This is a genomic window from Roseateles puraquae (assembly GCF_002205845.1).
Lineage (GTDB): Bacteria > Pseudomonadota > Gammaproteobacteria > Burkholderiales > Burkholderiaceae_C > Pelomonas > Pelomonas puraquae.
Genome location: NZ_NISI01000007.1, coordinates 88,054 through 104,298 on the forward strand (window position 1 = coordinate 88,054; position 16,245 = coordinate 104,298).

Genomic DNA, 16,245 nt, shown 5'->3' on the forward strand with positions numbered 1-16,245 from the left:
TTGATCGCTTCAGGAGGCCGCGTCCAGGCGCGGCTCGGCCACGCCCGTGGCCCGGTTGATCTGCATCAGTGTGACGGGCCCGACGCGGCCGTCCGGCTGCAGCCCCTGGCTGGCCTGGAAGGCCTGCACCTGGCGGCTGAGTTCGGGCCAGCTTGGCGCCGCACGGCTGGCCGCCCCACTCGGAGCAAGACCCGGCACCTGGCCGAGCTGCGTGGCGAGCCACTCGCGCAGCGGCAGCACGTTCTCGTTGCGCACCGCATAGCCCGGCGGCGGACGCCAGAAGGTGCTGAACTCGCCACGCCACACACGCGCCAGGTCAGCCACGGCCACGGCGCGCCGTTGCCCGTCGACCATCAGGGTTGCATGCCGCTCATCCAGCCCGACCAGTGCCGCCAGCCCCGGGCGCTCGCCCGGCCGCTGCAGGGTCAGCAGGACGGGACGGTCCATCAGCCGGATCAGCGACAGGCTGCCGGCGCCGCTGCGGTGACAGAGCAGGCCGCGCTGGGCCGCCGTGGCGCAGGCGTCGGCCTTGGCCGGCAGGGGCAGGCCCCAGCGCGCGGCCAGCGCCTGCCAGGCGTCGTGGTCGTCGGGTGTCCAGTCGGCCAGGGCCAGCGGTGCGGGGGCAGACGCCGCCGCCGCAGGGGCGGAGGCGGCTGCCGCGGGTGAAGACGCGGGTGCGCCGGCGACGGCCGAGGCAGCGCGGGCGGGCGCGGCTGCCGATGCCGCCCTGCCCGCCGATGGCGCCGCGCCGGGCACGTCATGACGCTGCTGCCAGCCCCAGGCCAACGCACCGGCCACGCCCAGCGTGCCCAGGCCCAGGGCTGCCCATTGCAGGCGCCGCGGGGCGGCTGTGGCCGGCCTTCTGCCGCCGAACACTTCGTCCGCCGCCCGCTTCACGATGGCCGATGACACCTGCGCATGCCCTCCCGCATACGCGCCGAGCAGGGCCCGGTCGCAGAGCAGGTTGATGCGCCGGGGCACGCCGCGGGTGCGCTGGTGGATCTGGCCCAGCGCCTTGGTGGTGAAGGGCAGGGGCCCGCCCAGGCCAGCGACCTTGAGGCGGTGGCGCACGTACTGCGCGGTTTCGTCCTCAGACAGCGGGCCGAGGTGAAAGCGTGCGATCACCCGCTGCGCCAGCTGTTCCAACTCCGGGCGGGCCAGCATGTCGCGCAGCTCGGGCTGGCCGATGAGCACCACCTGCAGCAGCTTGCGCTCGCTTGTCTCCAGGTTGGTGAGCAGACGCAGCTGCTCCAGCACGTCAGCGGAGAGGTTCTGCGCCTCGTCGATGATGAGGACGTTGTTGCGCCCGGCGGCATGCTGGGCGAGCAGGAAGGCGTTCAGCGGGTCGACAAAGCCCTTCACGGTCTGCGCACTCGCGGGCACCGTCACATGGAACTCGCCGCAGATGGCCTCCAGCAGCTCGATGACCGTGAGCTTGGGGTTGAAGACGTAGGCGACGTTGCAGTGCGCCGGGATCTGTTCCAGGAAGCAGCGGCAGACGGTCGTCTTGCCCGCGCCGATCTCACCGGTCAGCAGCACGAAGCCGCCGCCGCCGTCCAGCCCGTACAGCAGGTGGGCGAGGGCCTCGCGGTGGCGCTCGCTCATGAAGAGGTAGTGCGGATCAGGCGCGATCGAGAACGGCGCCTGCCGCAGGCCGAAGAAGGGCGCGTACATGGGGCGTCAGGATAACCACCCGAGGCCCGCGCTTCCGCAGCGTTGAGGATGTGAAGCCGCGCCCGCGGCCCGAGCATGCGCCCCCATGAAGAAACTGCTGCTCAAGATCCTCGCAACCGTGGCCGTGCTCGCGGTGGGCCTGCTGCTGTGGCACCCCTGGGCGCCTGGCCAGGACGATTCCGGCTTTGCCTGCGCCTGGCCCGCCGGCTCGGGCGATGTGCAGGTGGCCGGCGCACCGCAGACGCGCGAGCTGGTCGTGATGCTGCACGCCTTCACGCACAGTCCGCGCGACATGTGCCAGATCGGCACCTGGCTGCATGCCAACGACCCCGCCCGGCCCGACTTGCTCGTGCCCAGCCTGGCGCTGACCACGTTCTCGCAGGTGCCCATCGAGCGCATCGCGGCGGATGTCGTCGCACGGGTCAACCAGGTCTGGAAGACCCGCGCGCAGCAGCCCGACGGCGGCTACACCCGCGTGCGCTTCATTGGCCACAGCATGGGCAGCCTCATTGCGCGGCGGGTCTACCTCGACGGGCTCGCCGCCGGCAAGGACGCGCCCTGGGCCGCCCGCACCGACCGGCTGTTGCTGTTTGCGGGCGTGAACCGCGGCTGGACCATCGACCACCACATGAGCCTGGTCAACAGCACGGTCTACCAGCTGGGGGTCACGCTCAACGACATCGTCGTGGGCCTGGGCGGCGCGCCGTTCACGGTCATGGCCTCCCGGCATGGCGCGCCCTTCGTCAACCAGCTGCGGCTGGACTGGCAAGCCCTGCCCCAGCGCTGGGCCGACCGACAGGCACCGGGCTTCAAGGTCGTGCAACTGCTGGGCTCGGTCGACGACATCGTGCCGCCCGGCGACAACGTCGACGCCGCCTCGGCCGCCGGCTTCGTGTACCTGCAGATGCCCTACAGCGGCCATGCCAATGTCGTGCGCGTGCTGGCCGACGCGCCGCTGCCGCCCATGCCGGCCGGCATGCCGCAGCCCGACGCACCGGCCGCCCGCGCCGCGCAGTTGCGGGTGGCCTGGCGCGAAGCCGAGCCGGTCAGCGACAGCATCCCGCTGGCGGTGCGCCGGGCGCGGCCCGACCCCTGTGTGCAGCATGTGGTGTTCGTCATGCATGGCATCCGCGACGAGGGGCATTGGACGGAGCGCGTGGCGGGCGCGGTGGAAGACGCGCTGCAGCCCACGCTCACGCCGGACCCACCCGACTGCGAGGGCCGGCCGGAGTCGCGCATCGCGTTCGAGATCTCGTCCTACGGCTACTTCCCGATGCTGTCTTTCCTGCGCCCCGGGGCCCGGGCCGAGAAGGCCGCGTGGCTGATGGACCGCTATGCCGAGGCCCGCCACCTCTACCCGCAGGCGCGCTTCCACTACGTGGGGCACAGCCATGGCACCTACCTGCTGCGGCATGTGCTGGAGGCGGTGCACGACGTGCGCTTCGACCGCGTGGTGCTGGCGGGCAGCGTGCTGCGCTCGAGTGAGCCCTGGGAGTGCTTCTTCGACCGGGGCCAGGTGGGGCAACTGCTCAACCTGCGGGCCAGCGAGGACTGGGTGGTGGCCATCTTCCCGAACACCATGGAGCGCGTGGGCTGGCAAGACCTGGGCGGCGCCGGGGTTCGCGGTTTCGAGCAGACGCCGCCCGGGCTCACGAACGGCCCGCGCCTGGTGGGCGATCCCGGCGGCATGGGCTATGTGCAGGGCGCTCACGGTGCCGCGGTGGAAGAACACGCCTGGCGCACCATCGCGCACTTCGTGGCGGAGGGGCGCGTGGACCAGGCCGGCCTCCCGGTGGTGAAACACGCCTCCAGGCTCGTCGCCTTGGCGGAGGATTGGGGCCTCGTGCTGTGGTTTGCGCTGTTGATCGCGCTGGGTGGCGGGTTTGCGCTGCTGTGGCGCTGGCGCGTGCGGGAAGGCGTGAAAGTGCTGGCGGCGCTCGCCTATCTCGGCGCGATCTGGCTGGTCGTGACCCGGGTCTGAACCTGCTCGTCGTGGGGGATGGTGGCGCTATCATTTTTAGATGACCTGCGCGCCGTTTCGATCCTCGCTCCCATCCCCGCGCCGATTCGGCCTGCGCTGGCTTGCACCGGCCGCCGGCTTGGCCGTGCTGCTGCTGGCAGCCTGCAGCAGCGTGCGGACGCCGGCCGAGACGCCCTCGGGCGTCTGGACGGCCGCCTGGGGCAGCGCCCAGCTGGCGCAGCCGACGCCGCCTGCCGATGCCAAGCCGGTGACGCCGCCGTGGCGCCAGCCCATGCGGGACGTGAGCCTGCGCCAGATCGTGCGCGTGAGCGCCGCGGGCAGCGCGCTGAGGGTGCAGGTGAGCAATCTCTTCGGCGAGGCGCCGCTGGTGCTGGACGCGATGGCTGTGGCGCGTGTGGCGGGCCTGGACCCGCAGCCTCAGCTCGACGCGACCACGCTGATGCCGCTGCGCTTTGACGACCGCGCGGAGGTGATCGTGCCGCCGCACACCGAGGTCTGGAGCGACCCGGTCGCGCTCGCGTTGCCGGCGGGCGCTGAGGTCGCCGTGCAGTGGCATGTGCAGACCGGCCCGGCACAAGCCAGCGTGCACCCGGGCTCGCGCATGCGCAGCTGGGCGGTGGCCGGCTCACGCGTGGGTGCGGCGAGCTGGCCCGACGCCATGGCGCAGGAAGGCTGGTGGCACCTGGCTGCGGTGGATGTGCTCACGCCGGGGCCACGGCCGGTGCTGGTGGCCACCGGCGACTCCATCACCGATGGCTACGGAGTGCCCTCCGGCAGCTACCAGCGCTGGACGGACACGCTTGCGCAGCGCCTCGCTGCGGCATCGCCGCCGGTGGCCATCGTCAACACCGGCATCGGCGGCGGGCGATTGCTGCGGGACGGGCTCGGGCCCCATCTCGTGTCGCGCTTTGAGCGCGATGTGCTGGCCCGCAGCGGCGTGACCCACGCGGTGGTGCTGATCGGCGTCAACGACCTGGGCACCAGCCATCGCGGCCGGCCGACGACGCCCGCCTCACGCGCGGCGCTGCTCGCCGAGTTGCAGGCGGGCTTCAGCGATCTGGCCCGGCGCGCGCGGGAGCGGGGTGTGTGCTTGATCGGTGCCACGGTCATGCCCTATGGCGGCAGCGGCTACTACGCACCGCAGCCTGAGAACGAAGCCGATCGGCAGGCCTTGAACACCTGGCTGCGCGAACCGGGGCGCTTCGATGCGCTGGTGGATTTCGATGCCCTGATGCGCGACCCGGCACGGCCGTCTCACCTGCGTGCCGAGGTCGACAACGACGGCCTGCACCCGTCGCTGGCGGGCTACCGCGCGATGGCGGAGGCCTTTCCGCTGGCGCTGCTGTCGCGACGCTACCCGGCGCGGGTCAGCGCCCCTTGAGCTGGCGCCAGGCGGCGAACTCTGCCGCCACGTCGGCGTCGGTGGGGGGGTACAGGCCGAGCACGCTGCGGCCGGCCAGCACCTGCTCCTGCACATAGTCTTCGAACACCGTCATCTCGACTGCCTCGGCCGCGATCTCGTCGGCCAGGTGCGCCGGGATGACGATGACGCCTTCGGCGTCCCCCACGACGATGTCGCCCGGGAAGACCGGCGCGTCGCCACAGCCGATGGGCTCGTTGATGGCGATGGCCTGGTGCAGCGTCAGGTTGGTGGGGGCGCTGGGGCGCTGGTGGTAGGCGGGCATCGTGTACCGCGCGATGTCGGGGCTGTCGCGAAAGCCGCCGTCGGTCACCACGCCAGCCACGCCGCGCACCATGAGCCGCGCGACCAGGATGCCGCCCGCCGACGCGGCGCGTGCGTCCTTGCGGCTGTCGATGACGAGCACCGCGCCCGGCGGGCATTCCTCCACCGCCTTGCGCTGCGGATGGGCGCGGTTCTTGAACACGGCGATGTCATTCAGGTCTTCGCGCGCCGGCATGTAGCGCAGCGTGTAGGCCGGCCCCACCATGTTCGGCAGGCCGGGGTTGAGCGGCCGCACGTCCTGGATGAACTGGTGGCGCAGGCCGCGCTTGAACAGCGCGGTGCACAGCGTGGCGGTGCTCACGCCCATGAGCTTCTGGCGGGTGGTGGGATTCATGATCAATAGATGACAGGCTCCGGCACCGGCGCACCGAAGCTCGTTTCGAGGAAATCGAAGTCGCAACCCTCGTGCGCCTGCAGGATGTGGCGGCCGAACATCCAGCCGTAGCCGCGCTCGTAGCGCGGGGGCGGGGGGGCCCAGGCCCGGCGGCGCGCGGCGAGTTCTTCGTCGCTCACGTCGAGGTGGATGCGTCGAGCCGGCACATCGACCGTGATGCGGTCGCCTGTCTTCACGAGGGCCAGCGGCCCGCCGACAAAGGCCTCGGGGCTGCAGTGCAGCAAACAGCCGCCGTAGCTCGTGCCGCTCATGCGCGCATCCGACAGGCGCAGCATGTCGCTCACGCCGGCCTTCAGCAGCTTGGTCGGGATGGGCAGCATGCCCCACTCCGGCATGCCCGCCCCCCTGGGGCCGGCATTGCGCAGCACCAGGATGTCGTCACCGGTCACGTCCAGGTCGGGGTCGTCCACGGCGGCCTTCAGGCTCGGGTAGTCGTCGAAGACCAGGGCTCGGCCGGTGTGGCGCAGCAGGTGGGGCGCCACGGCGCTGGGCTTGATGATGACCCCGTCAGGCGCCAGGTTGCCACGCAGCACCGCCAGCGCGCCTTCGGCATAGATGGGCCTGGACAGCGGGCGGATGACGTCGTCGTTGAACACCTCGGCGCCGGCGATGTTCTCGCCCAGCGTGCAGCCATTGACCGTGAGGGCCGACAGGTCCAGCTTGTCCTGCATCACCTTCATCAGCGCCGGCAGGCCGCCCGCGTAGAAGAAGTCTTCCATCAGGTAGCGGTCCCCGCTCGGGCGGATGTTGGCGATGACGCCCACATGGCGGCTGGCCGCATCGAAATCATCCAGCGTGACCGCCAGCCCGGCGCGGCGGCTGATGGCCACCAGGTGGATGATGGCGTTGGTGCTGCAACCCATGGCCATGGCCACGGCAATCGCGTTGGCGAAGCTGCCACGTGACAGCATCCGCGCGGGTGTGCGGTCATCCCACACCATTTGCACGATGCGCCGGCCGCACTCGGCCGACATGCGCACATGGTTGGCATCCGGCGCGGGGATGCTGCTGGCCCCGGGCAGGGTGAAGCCCAGCGCCTCGGCGATGCCCATCATCGTGGCGGCCGTGCCCATGGTCATGCAGGTGCCGTGGCTGCGCGCGATGCCAGCCTCCATCTCGGCCCAGGCCTGGTCGCTCAGGCGCCCGGCGCGGCGTTCGTCCCAGTACTTGAAGGCATCCGACCCCGAGCCCAGCACCTGCCCGCGCCAGTTGCCGCGCAGCATCGGGCCGGCGGGCAGGTAGATGCAGGGCAGGCCCATGCTGAGCGCGCCCATCAGCAGGCCTGGCGTGGTCTTGTCGCAGCCGCCCATCAGCACGGCGCCGTCCACCGGATGGCTGCGCAGCAGCTCCTCCGTCTCCATGGCCAGGAAGTTGCGGTAGAGCATGGAGGTGGGCTTGACCAGGCTCTCCGACAGCGAGATGGCAGGCAGCTCCATCGGCCAGCCGCCGGCCTGCAGGATGCCGCGCTTCACGTCCTCCACCCGCTGCTTGAAGTGGGTGTGGCACTGGTTGGCATCGCTCCAGGTGTTGACGATGGCGATCACCGGTTTGCCGATGAAGTCTTCGGCGGCATACCCCATCTGCAGCACGCGGCTGCGATGGCCGAAGCTGCGGAAATCGTCCTGGGCGAACCAGCGTGCGCTGCGCAGGTCTGGGGAGCTTCGGCTCATGGGCGGTCAGGCAGGGCGAGTCGCCCTGTTGTCTCTGAGTGATTGGTATCGCTATCATCTCAGGCGCGGTGACGGCTGTGTTCAGCGTTTCCACCACCGCAGCTCGGCAGCGGCCTGAGCCAGATTCGGCAGCCGTCGTTTGTCTGGCTCAGCTGGCCATGAAGCTCAGCCGCATCCACCGCGACAGCGGCTGCGCCGGCTGCACCAGGCAGCCCTGGTCGCGCCAGAGCGGGTGGTTCGGCGCGTCCGGGAAGAACTGCGGCTCCAGCGCGATGCCGGCATGCTGGGCGAAGGCGGTGCCCCGGCGCCCCCGCGCCTGCTGCACATGGTTGCCGGTGCAGACCTGCAGGCCGGGGTAGTTGGTGAAGAGCTGCATGGCCAGCCGGCCATCACCGGCCGTCAGCACCGCGGCAGCGCGTTCGCCCTGGGCGGCGGTCTCGTCCAGTGCATAGCAGTGATCCCAGCCGCCGGCCTGGCGCAGTTGCTCATGCTGGCCCAGGCCGTCGCGCAGACGCCGAGGCCCGCGCAGGTCGAAGGCGCTGCCCTCGACATCGGCGAGTTCGCCGGTGGGGATCATGTCGGGCCGCACCGGCAGCACCTGATGGGCGGCGACCTGCAGCAGGTGGTCGAGCACCGGCGCCTCGGTGCCGTCGAGGTTGAAGTAAGGGTGGCTCGTCAGGCTCACGGGGCAGGTGCGTGTCGTGCGAGCCAGGAAGTGCAGGCTCACGCTGCAGCGCTCGGGGTCGATGCGGTAGGTCACTTCGGTATCGAGCGCGCCGGGGTAGCCTTGGTCGCCATCGGGCGAGTGCAGGCCCAGGCGCAACTGAAGCGGCTCGTGGGCCAGCACACGCCAGGTGCGCCGGTCGAAGCCGTCCGGCCCGCCGTGCAACTGGTTCGCACCTTCATTCGGCACCAGACGGTGCTCTTGGCCGGCCAGCGTGAAGGCCGCCCCACCGATGCGGTTGGCGTAGCGGCCCACGATGGCGCCGAAGAAGCCGGGTTCGCGCGCATGGTCGGCCGGCGTCGCATGGCCGAGGATGGCCTCGCGCAGCGTGCCATCGCGCAGGGGCACCCGGCAGGACAGCCAGCGTGCGCCGAACGGGCTCACGTCGATCTGCAGACCGCCAGGCTGGCCGAGGGTGTGGACGGTGTGGGGGTCGTGCATGCCGGCTCGCCAGGCCTGCCGGGCTGGCTTTGCTGAAAAGGTTACGCTACCATGAAAATTCCAGAGGCCGCGACCGGTAACCCGATGGTTGAGAGTGTGCGCGGTTGATTGCGTAATCATTCAGGCATCGCACAGCGTCCCACGCAGGCGCCGGCGTGTGGAGACAAGCGAGATGAGGTTCAAGACATGGGTCGTCAGCCTGGGGCTGGCGCTGGGCCTGAACGGCGCATTGCAGGCCTGCGAGACGCCCGTGTCGGTCTGCGATCACGACCCCGGCCGCGGGCTGGCTCTCGTCGCGGGCGGCCGCCCGGCCGCGGTGCTCGTCGAGGCGGGGGCTGACCCGGCCCTGCGGCATGTCGGGCGCAGCTTCGCGGGCGATCTCGGGCGTGTGGCGGGCCAGTCTCCGCGTGAAGTGCAGACGCCGGCCGACGCGGCGGGGCCGCTGGTCCTGATCGCGCAGTGGGGCCGCAGTGCGTTGCTGGACGACCTGGCCCGCCGCGGCAAGCTGCAGATGAGCGACCTGGCTGGCCGTTGGGAGGCCTACCGCCAGGTGGTGGTGGACGCGCCCTGGCCGGGCGTGCCGCGGGCGCTGGTCATCGCCGGTGCCGACCGCCGCGGTGCGGTGTTCGGCACCTACGACCTGTCGGGGCGGATCGGGGTGAGCCCGTGGCACTGGTGGGCGGACGTGCCGGTGCAGCGCCGGGCGGGGGTCTACCTGGTGCCCGGCACGCGCGATGACGAGCCCGGCGTCAAGTACCGCGGCATCTTCATCAACGACGAGGCGCCGGCTTTGAGCACCTGGACGCAGGCCAAGTTCGGCGGCGCCAACGCGGCCTTCTACGCCCACGTCTTCGAGCTCATCCTGCGCCTCAAGGGCAATTACCTGTGGCCGGCGATGTGGGCGCCGCGCGCCTTCGGCGCCGACGACCCGAAGAACCTCGTGCTGGCCGACGAGATGGGCGTGGTGATGGGCACCTCGCACCACGAGCCCATGTCTCGGGCCCATGACGAGTGGGCGCGCATGAAGGGCGGCGCCTGGGACTACACCAGGAACGCGCAGAAGCTGCGCGAGTTCTGGCGCGGCGGCATCCAGCGCATGATGGGCCGCCCGGACGGCTCGGCCTTCGACACCCTGGTCACCGTGGGCATGCGTGGCGACGGCGACGAGCCCATGAGCGAAGGCACGGCCACCGCGCTGCTGGAGGGCATCGTCAGGGACCAGCGCCAGATCATTGCCGACGTGACCCGCCAGCCCGCCGAACGCACGCCGCAGATGTGGGCGCTCTACAAGGAGGTGCAGGACTACTACGACGCGGGCATGCAAGTGCCCGACGACGTGCTGCTGCTCTTCGCTGACGACAACTGGGGCCAGATCCGCCGGCTGCCGGTCAAGGACCTGCAGCGCCGCGGTGGCTACGGCGTCTACTACCACTTCGACTACGTGGGCGGCCCGCGCAACTACAAGTGGCTCAACACCAACCAGATCGAGAAGACCTGGCAGCAGATGGACCTGGCCCGCGCACGCGGCGCCGAGGCGCTGTGGATCGTCAATGTCGGCGACATCAAGCCGATGGAATTCCCGATCAGCTTCTTCCTGGACATGGCCTGGGCCCCGCGCGCGATGACGCCCGCTGCCTTGGCCGCCTACCCGCGTGAGTGGGCGGCGCGCACCTTCGGCGAGGCTCAGGCGGCGGAGATCGGCGAGATCCTGACGCGCTACAGCCAGTACGCCGCGCGCCGCAAGCCGGAGCTGATCGACGCCCGCAGCTTTGCCCTTGGCCGGGCCACGGCCGAGGTGCTGGAGGGCGGTGATTTCGGCCGCCGCGTGGCCGAGTGGGCGGCGCTGGAGGCGCGGGTGGCCCGCGTGAAGGCGACGCTGCGGCCCGAGCAGCTCGACGCCTTCTTCCAACTCGTCGAGCATCCGGTGCTGGCGCTGGCCAACCTGTACCGGCTCTACGAGGCCGTGGCCTGGAACCATCAGCTGGCAGCGGCGGGCGATGCGCGTGCCAACGTGTTTGCTGACCTCGCCGAGGCCGCCTTCGCGCGCGACCAGTCGATCAGCGACGACTACCACGCGCGGGCCGGTGGCAAATGGGCCGGCATGATGCTGCAGACCCACATCGGCTACACGAGCTGGCAGCAGCCCGACCGCAACCTGATGCCGGCGGTGCGCCGGGTACCGGGCGCGTCGGATGCGGCCGTGGTGGAGCGGCAGCTGCAGCAGGCACCGGTGCTGTCGCCGCCGGCCGGCACAACCGTCATCGAGGCGACCGCCTTCAGCCGGGCCCAGGCCGCCCAAGGCCTGCGTTGGACGGCCGTCCCGAATCTCGGCCAGCATGCCGGCGCCGTGGTGGCGTTGCCGCAGGGCAGGCCGCCCACCACGGTGGCGGAAGGTGTCACGCTCGATTACGACGTGGACCTGCCCGCGGGCGACCTGAAGCTTCAGTTGCACCTGCTGCCGACGCTCGACACCCGCAATGCCGGTGGGCTGCGTCTGGCGGTGTCGCTGGACGACCGGCCGCCGCAGGAGCTCAAGCTGCATCTGCTGCCCACGCCGGGTGCCGAGACCCGCCCCGAGGAGCGGGCCTGGGCGCGCGCCGTGATCGACAACAACGCCGTGCTGGCGGCGCGCTTTGACGGCGTCAACGCCGGGCGCCACACCGTGCGCCTCTGGCGGCTGGACGACAACGTGGTGTTGCAGCGCCTGGTGTTGCAGATGCAGCCGAGCGCGCCCGTCGCGGCCGCCGCACCCGTGGCCGGGTCACGCAACTTGCTGCGCGAGCTGCGCCCGGAGATCACCGAGGCCGCCATCGACGCTAAGCTCTCGCGCTACTGGCAGTCCCTGTTCGAGGGCGGGCCGGCGCAACGCGTCGTGTACCCGTCACCCGCCACCGCCCATGGGCCAGCGGCCTATGTGCTGGACGTGGGCAATGCCGACGTGCGCAGCGAAGGCATGTCCTACGGGATGATGATTGCCGTGCAGATGGGCCGCAAGGCCGAGTTCGACGCGCTGTGGAACTGGGCGGCCACCCACATGCGCTATGCCTCCGGGCCGCGCCAGGGCTACTTCCGCTGGCAATGCAAGCCGCAGGGCTGCGACCAGGACGCCGTGCCCGCCTCCGACGGCGAGGAGTACTTCGCCACCGCGCTGCTGATGGCGGCCAGCCGCTGGGGCAATGGCCCCGGGTTGTACGACTACAACGCCCAGGCCCAGGCCCTGCTGTCGGTGATGCTGCACAAGGAGACGATGAACGGCGGCGTGCGTCACGGCGTGCGCGCCATGTTCTCGCCGCAGCACGGGCAGGTGGTGTTCGTGCCCATCGGCAACGCGGCGGACTTCTCCGACCCGTCCTACCACCTGCCGGCCTTCTATGAACTCTGGGCCCGGCGAGCCGACAAGCCCGAGGATCGCGCCCGCTGGGCTGAGATCGCGCGCATCAGCCGGGCCTACTTCCACAAGGCTGCCCACCCGCGCACCGGGCTCACGCCCGACTATGCCGAGTTCGACGGCCGCCCGCGCGTGCACGAGGGCCATGAGGACTTCCGCTACGACGCCTTCCGCACCGCGGTGAACTGGAGCGTGGACCAGGCCTGGTGGGGCCAGCATCCGCAGGCCGCCGAGTTGAGCCGCCGGCTGTTGAGCTTCTTCGAGTCGCAAGGGCCGGGCGGCAAGCCCTATCCGCATCTCTACACGCTGGACGGCCGGCCGCTGAACGACGAGCCCTCCAAGGGCCTCATCGCCTGCAATGCCGTCGCCGCGCTGCTGGTGGAGCCGGCGCTCGGCCGCCGCTTCGTGGACGACCTCTGGGCGCTCGAGCCGCCCACCGGACAGTGGCGTTACTACGATGGCCTGCTGCAGTTCATGGGGCTGCTGCATGTGACCGGCCGCTTCAGGGCCTGGTGAATGCCGGGCGTCCCGCGGGCTGCCTATGATGGCCGCGGCGCGCACGCCTGGCGCCGCACCCAAGGGAAGACATGACAACGACAAGTTCGCGCCGCGTGCTCGGCGCCCTGCTGATGGCGCTGTGCACGGGCACGGCGCTGGCCCAGACGCCTCCGGCGCCCACCCCCGTGCCCACGCCGGCTCCGGCAGGTGCCTCGGCGCCCACCCCCGGACGCGCCGCGTCGGCGCCGGGCCTCACGCTGCCCGACCCCACCGAGCCCAAGCCCTACGACAAGGTCATCACCGCCGAGGCCAAGACGCAGGACGGTCTGCTGCGGGTGCACAACCTGAAGAACAAGCTGTACTTCGAAATCCCGAAAGAAGTCCTCGAACAGCCCCTCCTGATGGTGGCCAATGCCACGGCCGTGCCCGCCGGGCAGGAGCACGTGGGCCGCACGCTGAACCAGGACGTGCTGCGCTTCGTGCTGCACCAGAACCGCGTGCTGCTGCAGCTCGTGTCGCACAGTGCGGTCACGTCACCCGGCAATGTGCTGGCCGATGCCGTGCGGCAGTCGCAGCGCGATGCCATCCTGGCGGTGTTCCCGGTCGAGGCCTTTGCCAAGAGTGGCGCGCCGGTCATCGAAGTGACGCGCCTGTTCAACACCGAGGTGGGTGACTTCAGCGCCCGCGCCCTGGTGCGCGGCAGCCTGGACAGCAGCCACAGCTACGTTGAAAAGGCCAAGGCCTTCAAGGGCAGCGTGCGGGTGGATGCGGTGCAGACCTACACCGTGATGCCCACGCCCCAGCCCACCCTCCCAGGCGTGCCCCTCGTGCCGCAGATGCAGCCGGCGCGCAGCGCGTCGGTCAACGTGGCCTTCAGCATCGTCGAGCTGCCCAAGGAGCCGATGCTGCCGCGCTTGATGGACGACCGGGTGGGTTACTTCAGCGTGGGCCGCACCGACTTTGGCAGCGGCCTGCAGGAAGCCCGCCGCGAGCGTGTGATCACCCGCTGGCGCCTGGAGAAGAAAGACCCCGCGGCGGCGCTCAGCGAGCCGGTCAAGCCCATCGTCTGGTACATCGACAAGGCCACGCCGACCGAGCTGGTGCCCTACGTGAAGAAGGGCATCGAGGCCTGGAACGTCGCGTTCGAGGCCGCCGGCTTCAAAAACGCCGTGCAGGCCCGGCCTTACCCGAGCGCCGAGGAGGACCCCGAGTTCGACCCCGAGGACGTGCGCTACAGCGTGATCCGCTGGGTGCCCTCGCCCATCGCCAATGCCTACGGCCCGCACCTGGCCGACCCCCGCAGCGGCGAGATCCTCAACGCCAACATTGTGATGTTCCACAACATCGTGCAGCTGCAGCGCGACTGGTACCTGACCCAGGTCGGCCCGCTGGACCCGCGCGCCCGCAAGCTGCCGCTGCCGGATGACCTGATGGGCGAGCTGGTGGCCTTCGTCGTCACGCACGAGGTCGGGCATTCGCTGGGCCTGCCGCACAACATGAAGGCCAGCTCGCTGTACCCGGTGGAGAAGCTGCGGGATGCGCAATGGCTCAAGACCATGGGCCACACACCGTCCATCATGGACTACAGCCGCTTCAACTACGTCGCCCAGCCCGAAGACCGGCTCGACCCCGCACTGCTCATCCCCAAGATCGGCCCCTACGACCAGTTCGCGGTGCGCTGGGGCTACACGCCCATTCTGAGCGCCAAGACCTCCGAAGACGAGCGCCAGCAGCTCAACCTGTGGGCGCGCGAGCAGGTCGGCACACCTTGGCTTCGCTTCAGCTCGCCCAAGGCCGATGGCAGTGACGTGGGCGAGAACATGGAAGCCGTGGGCGATGCCGATGCCGTCACGGCCACGGGCCTTGGCGTGCGCAACCTGCAGCGTGTCGTGAAGATGCTGCCCGCCGTCGTGCCGGAGGACGGCAAGGACGACCAGACCCTCGAAGCCCTTTACCGCAGCACCTGGGGGCAGTGGGTGCAGGAGATGAACCACGTCATCACCGTGATCGGCAGCTACGAGGTGCAGAACAAACACAACGACCAGCCCGGCGCGATTGCCACGCCGGTTGCGCGCGAGCGGCAGGTGCGGGCGGTGAAGTTCCTGAACGAGCAGATGTTCACCACGCCGCAGTGGATGCTGGACCCGGCCGTCACCCAGCGCCTGCGCAACATCGAGCAAAACCTGTGGCTGGGCGTGTACCAGCGCACCTTGCTGCGCCAGCTGGTCAGCCCGGCGCGAACGCAGCGCCTGATGGCGCAGGAAGCCCAACTCGGCCCGCGCGCCTACCGCTTGACGGACTACCTGGCCGACTTGCGCCGCGGCATCTTCACCGAGCTGCCCGCCGCCCCCATTACACCGGCACGCCGCAACCTCCAGCGTTTCTATGTGGATGCGCTGGCTGCACGCCTGGGCGGCCTGAACCTGCTGGGCCTGGATGACGGCGAGGCCCTGGTGCGGGCCGAGCTGCGCGAGCTGAAGGGCACGCTGGCCGCGGCCGCTCAGCAGGGCGACGCTGGCCGTCGCGCGCATCTGCAGGCCCTGGCCGACACCATCGCCAAGGCGCTGGACCCCAAGTTCGCGCCGGCCGCCAATCCGCTGGCCGCGCTCATGCGCGTGATGGGCTACCAGGCCGCCGACGCCTGGGACCCGCTGGCCGTCGCAGCGAGCTGCTGGCCCAGCTTCGCACCGGCACCCCCCAACGATTGAACGCATGTGAGCCGATTGCGTCGCCATGAACCAGCCCAACCCCTACGCACCGCCTGAGGCCCAGGTGGCCGATCGACCCGGGACGGCGGGGCCGAAGAGCCGGCAGCAGCTGGTCCCGCTGTGGATCAAGATCTTCGGCTGGCTCATCATGCTGACGGGGGGCGTCGCGATGCCGTTGATCGCCGTGGCTTGCCTGGTGACCGGACTGCCCATGACAGTCTCGTTTCTCGGTCTGGCTCATCACGGTTTTCCCTGGCACCCGATGGGGCTGCTCGTGATGGGCCTGGCACTGGCGCACGCGGTGGCAGCCTATGGCCTGCTGTTCGGCAAGGACTGGGGCGTGCGGGTGTGCCTGGCGGTGGGCTTCATCGGCGTGCTGGCCTGCCTGGGCGGCATGGTTTATGGCTTCGTGCAGGGCCAGGTCAACGTTCGGCTGGAGCTGGTGCTGCAGGCGCTCTTCCTGCGACGGCTGGACAAGATCCAGCCGGACTGGACGCCGACACCGACGCCGGATGCACCTGCCGCTTGACCGACCGTGCCGCTCGTCAGGCGGCTGATTTCGCGACGGTGCCCAGCAGCTGCCGGATCTCATCCCGGCAGGCGGCCTGGGCCTTGGCCTCGATCTCGCGGTAGAGGGCCAACACCCGCTCGCCGGCGGGCGTGAGTGCGGCGCCACCGCCGCCGGAGCCGCCGGCCGCGGTCTCGACCGCCGGGGCCTTCAGCGCCCGGTTCAGCTCGTCCACCAGTAGCCAGGCGCGCCGGTAGGACATGCCCAGCGACTTGGCTGCGGCCGTGATGGAGCGCTCAGCCTGGATGGCCTCCAACAAGTCGACCTTCCCCGGCCCGATGGCGATGGTGTCGCCCACGACGACCCGCATGCGCAGCCGCAATGCCGGCGGCTGGCCACGTGAGGCGCGTTTGGGGGTGGACGAAGCGTCAGCAGGCATGGCGTCTGAGGGGCGTGAGGCTCACACAGGGTGGCGGTGGGCGGAATTAGACCATCGGCATGACCCCGGCCGGGCC

The 16,245-nt window shown here is 70.6% G+C and carries 10 protein-coding genes; 5 read left to right on the plus strand and 5 right to left on the minus strand.

Features of this window, described 5'->3' with window-relative positions:
• Positions 1-9: 9 nt before the first annotated feature.
• Positions 10-1,674 (minus strand): ExeA family protein, encoded by a 1,665-nt coding sequence (locus CDO81_RS17655; RefSeq protein ID WP_088484546.1) that lies wholly within the window; start codon positions 1,672-1,674, stop codon positions 10-12.
• An 85-nt stretch (positions 1,675-1,759) separates the two neighbouring features.
• On the opposite strand from CDO81_RS17655, the gene CDO81_RS17660 reads away from it, so the two are divergent.
• Complete coding sequence (locus tag CDO81_RS17660; RefSeq protein WP_088484547.1) at positions 1,760-3,655, plus strand: esterase/lipase family protein; 1,896 nt, start codon at positions 1,760-1,762, stop codon at positions 3,653-3,655.
• A 40-nt stretch (positions 3,656-3,695) separates the two neighbouring features.
• On the plus strand, positions 3,696-5,036 hold the full coding sequence (locus CDO81_RS17665; protein WP_088484548.1) for an SGNH/GDSL hydrolase family protein: 1,341 nt from the start codon (positions 3,696-3,698) through the stop codon (positions 5,034-5,036).
• Here CDO81_RS17665 and CDO81_RS17670 read toward each other — a convergent pair.
• From CDO81_RS17670 to CDO81_RS17680, 3 genes are all read right to left on the minus strand, one after another.
• Positions 5,023-5,733: a ribonuclease activity regulator RraA gene (locus tag CDO81_RS17670; protein ID WP_088484549.1), complete on the minus strand. Its 711-nt coding sequence runs from the start codon at positions 5,731-5,733 to the stop codon at positions 5,023-5,025. The two genes, CDO81_RS17665 and CDO81_RS17670, sit on opposite strands and share 14 nt — an antisense overlap.
• 2 nt (positions 5,734-5,735) lie before the next feature.
• Entirely contained in the window at positions 5,736-7,463 is a 1,728-nt protein-coding gene (gene araD / locus CDO81_RS17675; protein ID WP_088484550.1) for an L-arabinonate dehydratase, read from the minus strand.
• Positions 7,464-7,611: 148 nt separating this feature from the next.
• Positions 7,612-8,628, minus strand: a complete 1,017-nt coding sequence (locus CDO81_RS17680) for an aldose epimerase family protein (RefSeq protein WP_158218336.1) — start codon at positions 8,626-8,628, stop codon at positions 7,612-7,614.
• Between the two features lie 172 nt (positions 8,629-8,800).
• Here CDO81_RS17680 and CDO81_RS17685 point away from each other — a divergent pair, with 172 nt between their 5' ends.
• From CDO81_RS17685 to CDO81_RS17695, 3 genes are all read left to right on the plus strand, one after another.
• On the plus strand, positions 8,801-12,532 hold the full coding sequence (locus CDO81_RS17685; protein WP_088484552.1) for a glycosyl hydrolase family 8: 3,732 nt from the start codon (positions 8,801-8,803) through the stop codon (positions 12,530-12,532).
• 71 nt (positions 12,533-12,603) lie between these two features.
• Positions 12,604-15,222, plus strand: coding sequence for a zinc-dependent metalloprotease (locus tag CDO81_RS17690; RefSeq protein WP_088484553.1), 2,619 nt, complete (start codon positions 12,604-12,606; stop codon positions 15,220-15,222).
• A 25-nt stretch (positions 15,223-15,247) separates the two neighbouring features.
• Positions 15,248-15,751 (plus strand): hypothetical protein, encoded by a 504-nt coding sequence (locus CDO81_RS17695; protein ID WP_088484554.1) that lies wholly within the window; start codon positions 15,248-15,250, stop codon positions 15,749-15,751.
• Positions 15,752-15,767: 16 nt separating this feature from the next.
• Here the strand turns inward: CDO81_RS17695 and CDO81_RS17700 are convergent, their stop codons facing one another.
• Positions 15,768-16,169 carry a winged helix-turn-helix domain-containing protein gene (locus CDO81_RS17700; RefSeq protein WP_088484555.1) on the minus strand — a complete coding sequence of 134 codons (402 nt, stop codon included), beginning with the start codon at positions 16,167-16,169 and terminating at the stop codon, positions 15,768-15,770.
• Positions 16,170-16,245: the final 76 nt, after the last annotated feature.

Bases quoted from the DNA above. Each gene is read 5' to 3' on its own strand.
- CDO81_RS17680 (WP_158218336.1), bottom strand. From the start codon at position 8,628: ATGCACGACCCCCACACCGTCCACACCCTCGGCCAGCCTGGCGGTCTG.
- CDO81_RS17660 (WP_088484547.1), top strand. From the start codon at position 1,760: ATGAAGAAACTGCTGCTCAAGATCCTCGCAACCGTGGCCGTGCTCGCG.
- CDO81_RS17700 (WP_088484555.1), bottom strand. From the start codon at position 16,169: ATGCCTGCTGACGCTTCGTCCACCCCCAAACGCGCCTCACGTGGCCAG.
- araD (WP_088484550.1), bottom strand. From the start codon at position 7,463: ATGAGCCGAAGCTCCCCAGACCTGCGCAGCGCACGCTGGTTCGCCCAG.
- CDO81_RS17665 (WP_088484548.1), top strand. From the start codon at position 3,696: ATGACCTGCGCGCCGTTTCGATCCTCGCTCCCATCCCCGCGCCGATTC.
- CDO81_RS17670 (WP_088484549.1), bottom strand. From the start codon at position 5,733: ATGAATCCCACCACCCGCCAGAAGCTCATGGGCGTGAGCACCGCCACG.
- CDO81_RS17690 (WP_088484553.1), top strand. From the start codon at position 12,604: ATGACAACGACAAGTTCGCGCCGCGTGCTCGGCGCCCTGCTGATGGCG.
- CDO81_RS17695 (WP_088484554.1), top strand. From the start codon at position 15,248: ATGAACCAGCCCAACCCCTACGCACCGCCTGAGGCCCAGGTGGCCGAT.
- CDO81_RS17685 (WP_088484552.1), top strand. From the start codon at position 8,801: ATGAGGTTCAAGACATGGGTCGTCAGCCTGGGGCTGGCGCTGGGCCTG.
- CDO81_RS17655 (WP_088484546.1), bottom strand. From the start codon at position 1,674: ATGTACGCGCCCTTCTTCGGCCTGCGGCAGGCGCCGTTCTCGATCGCG.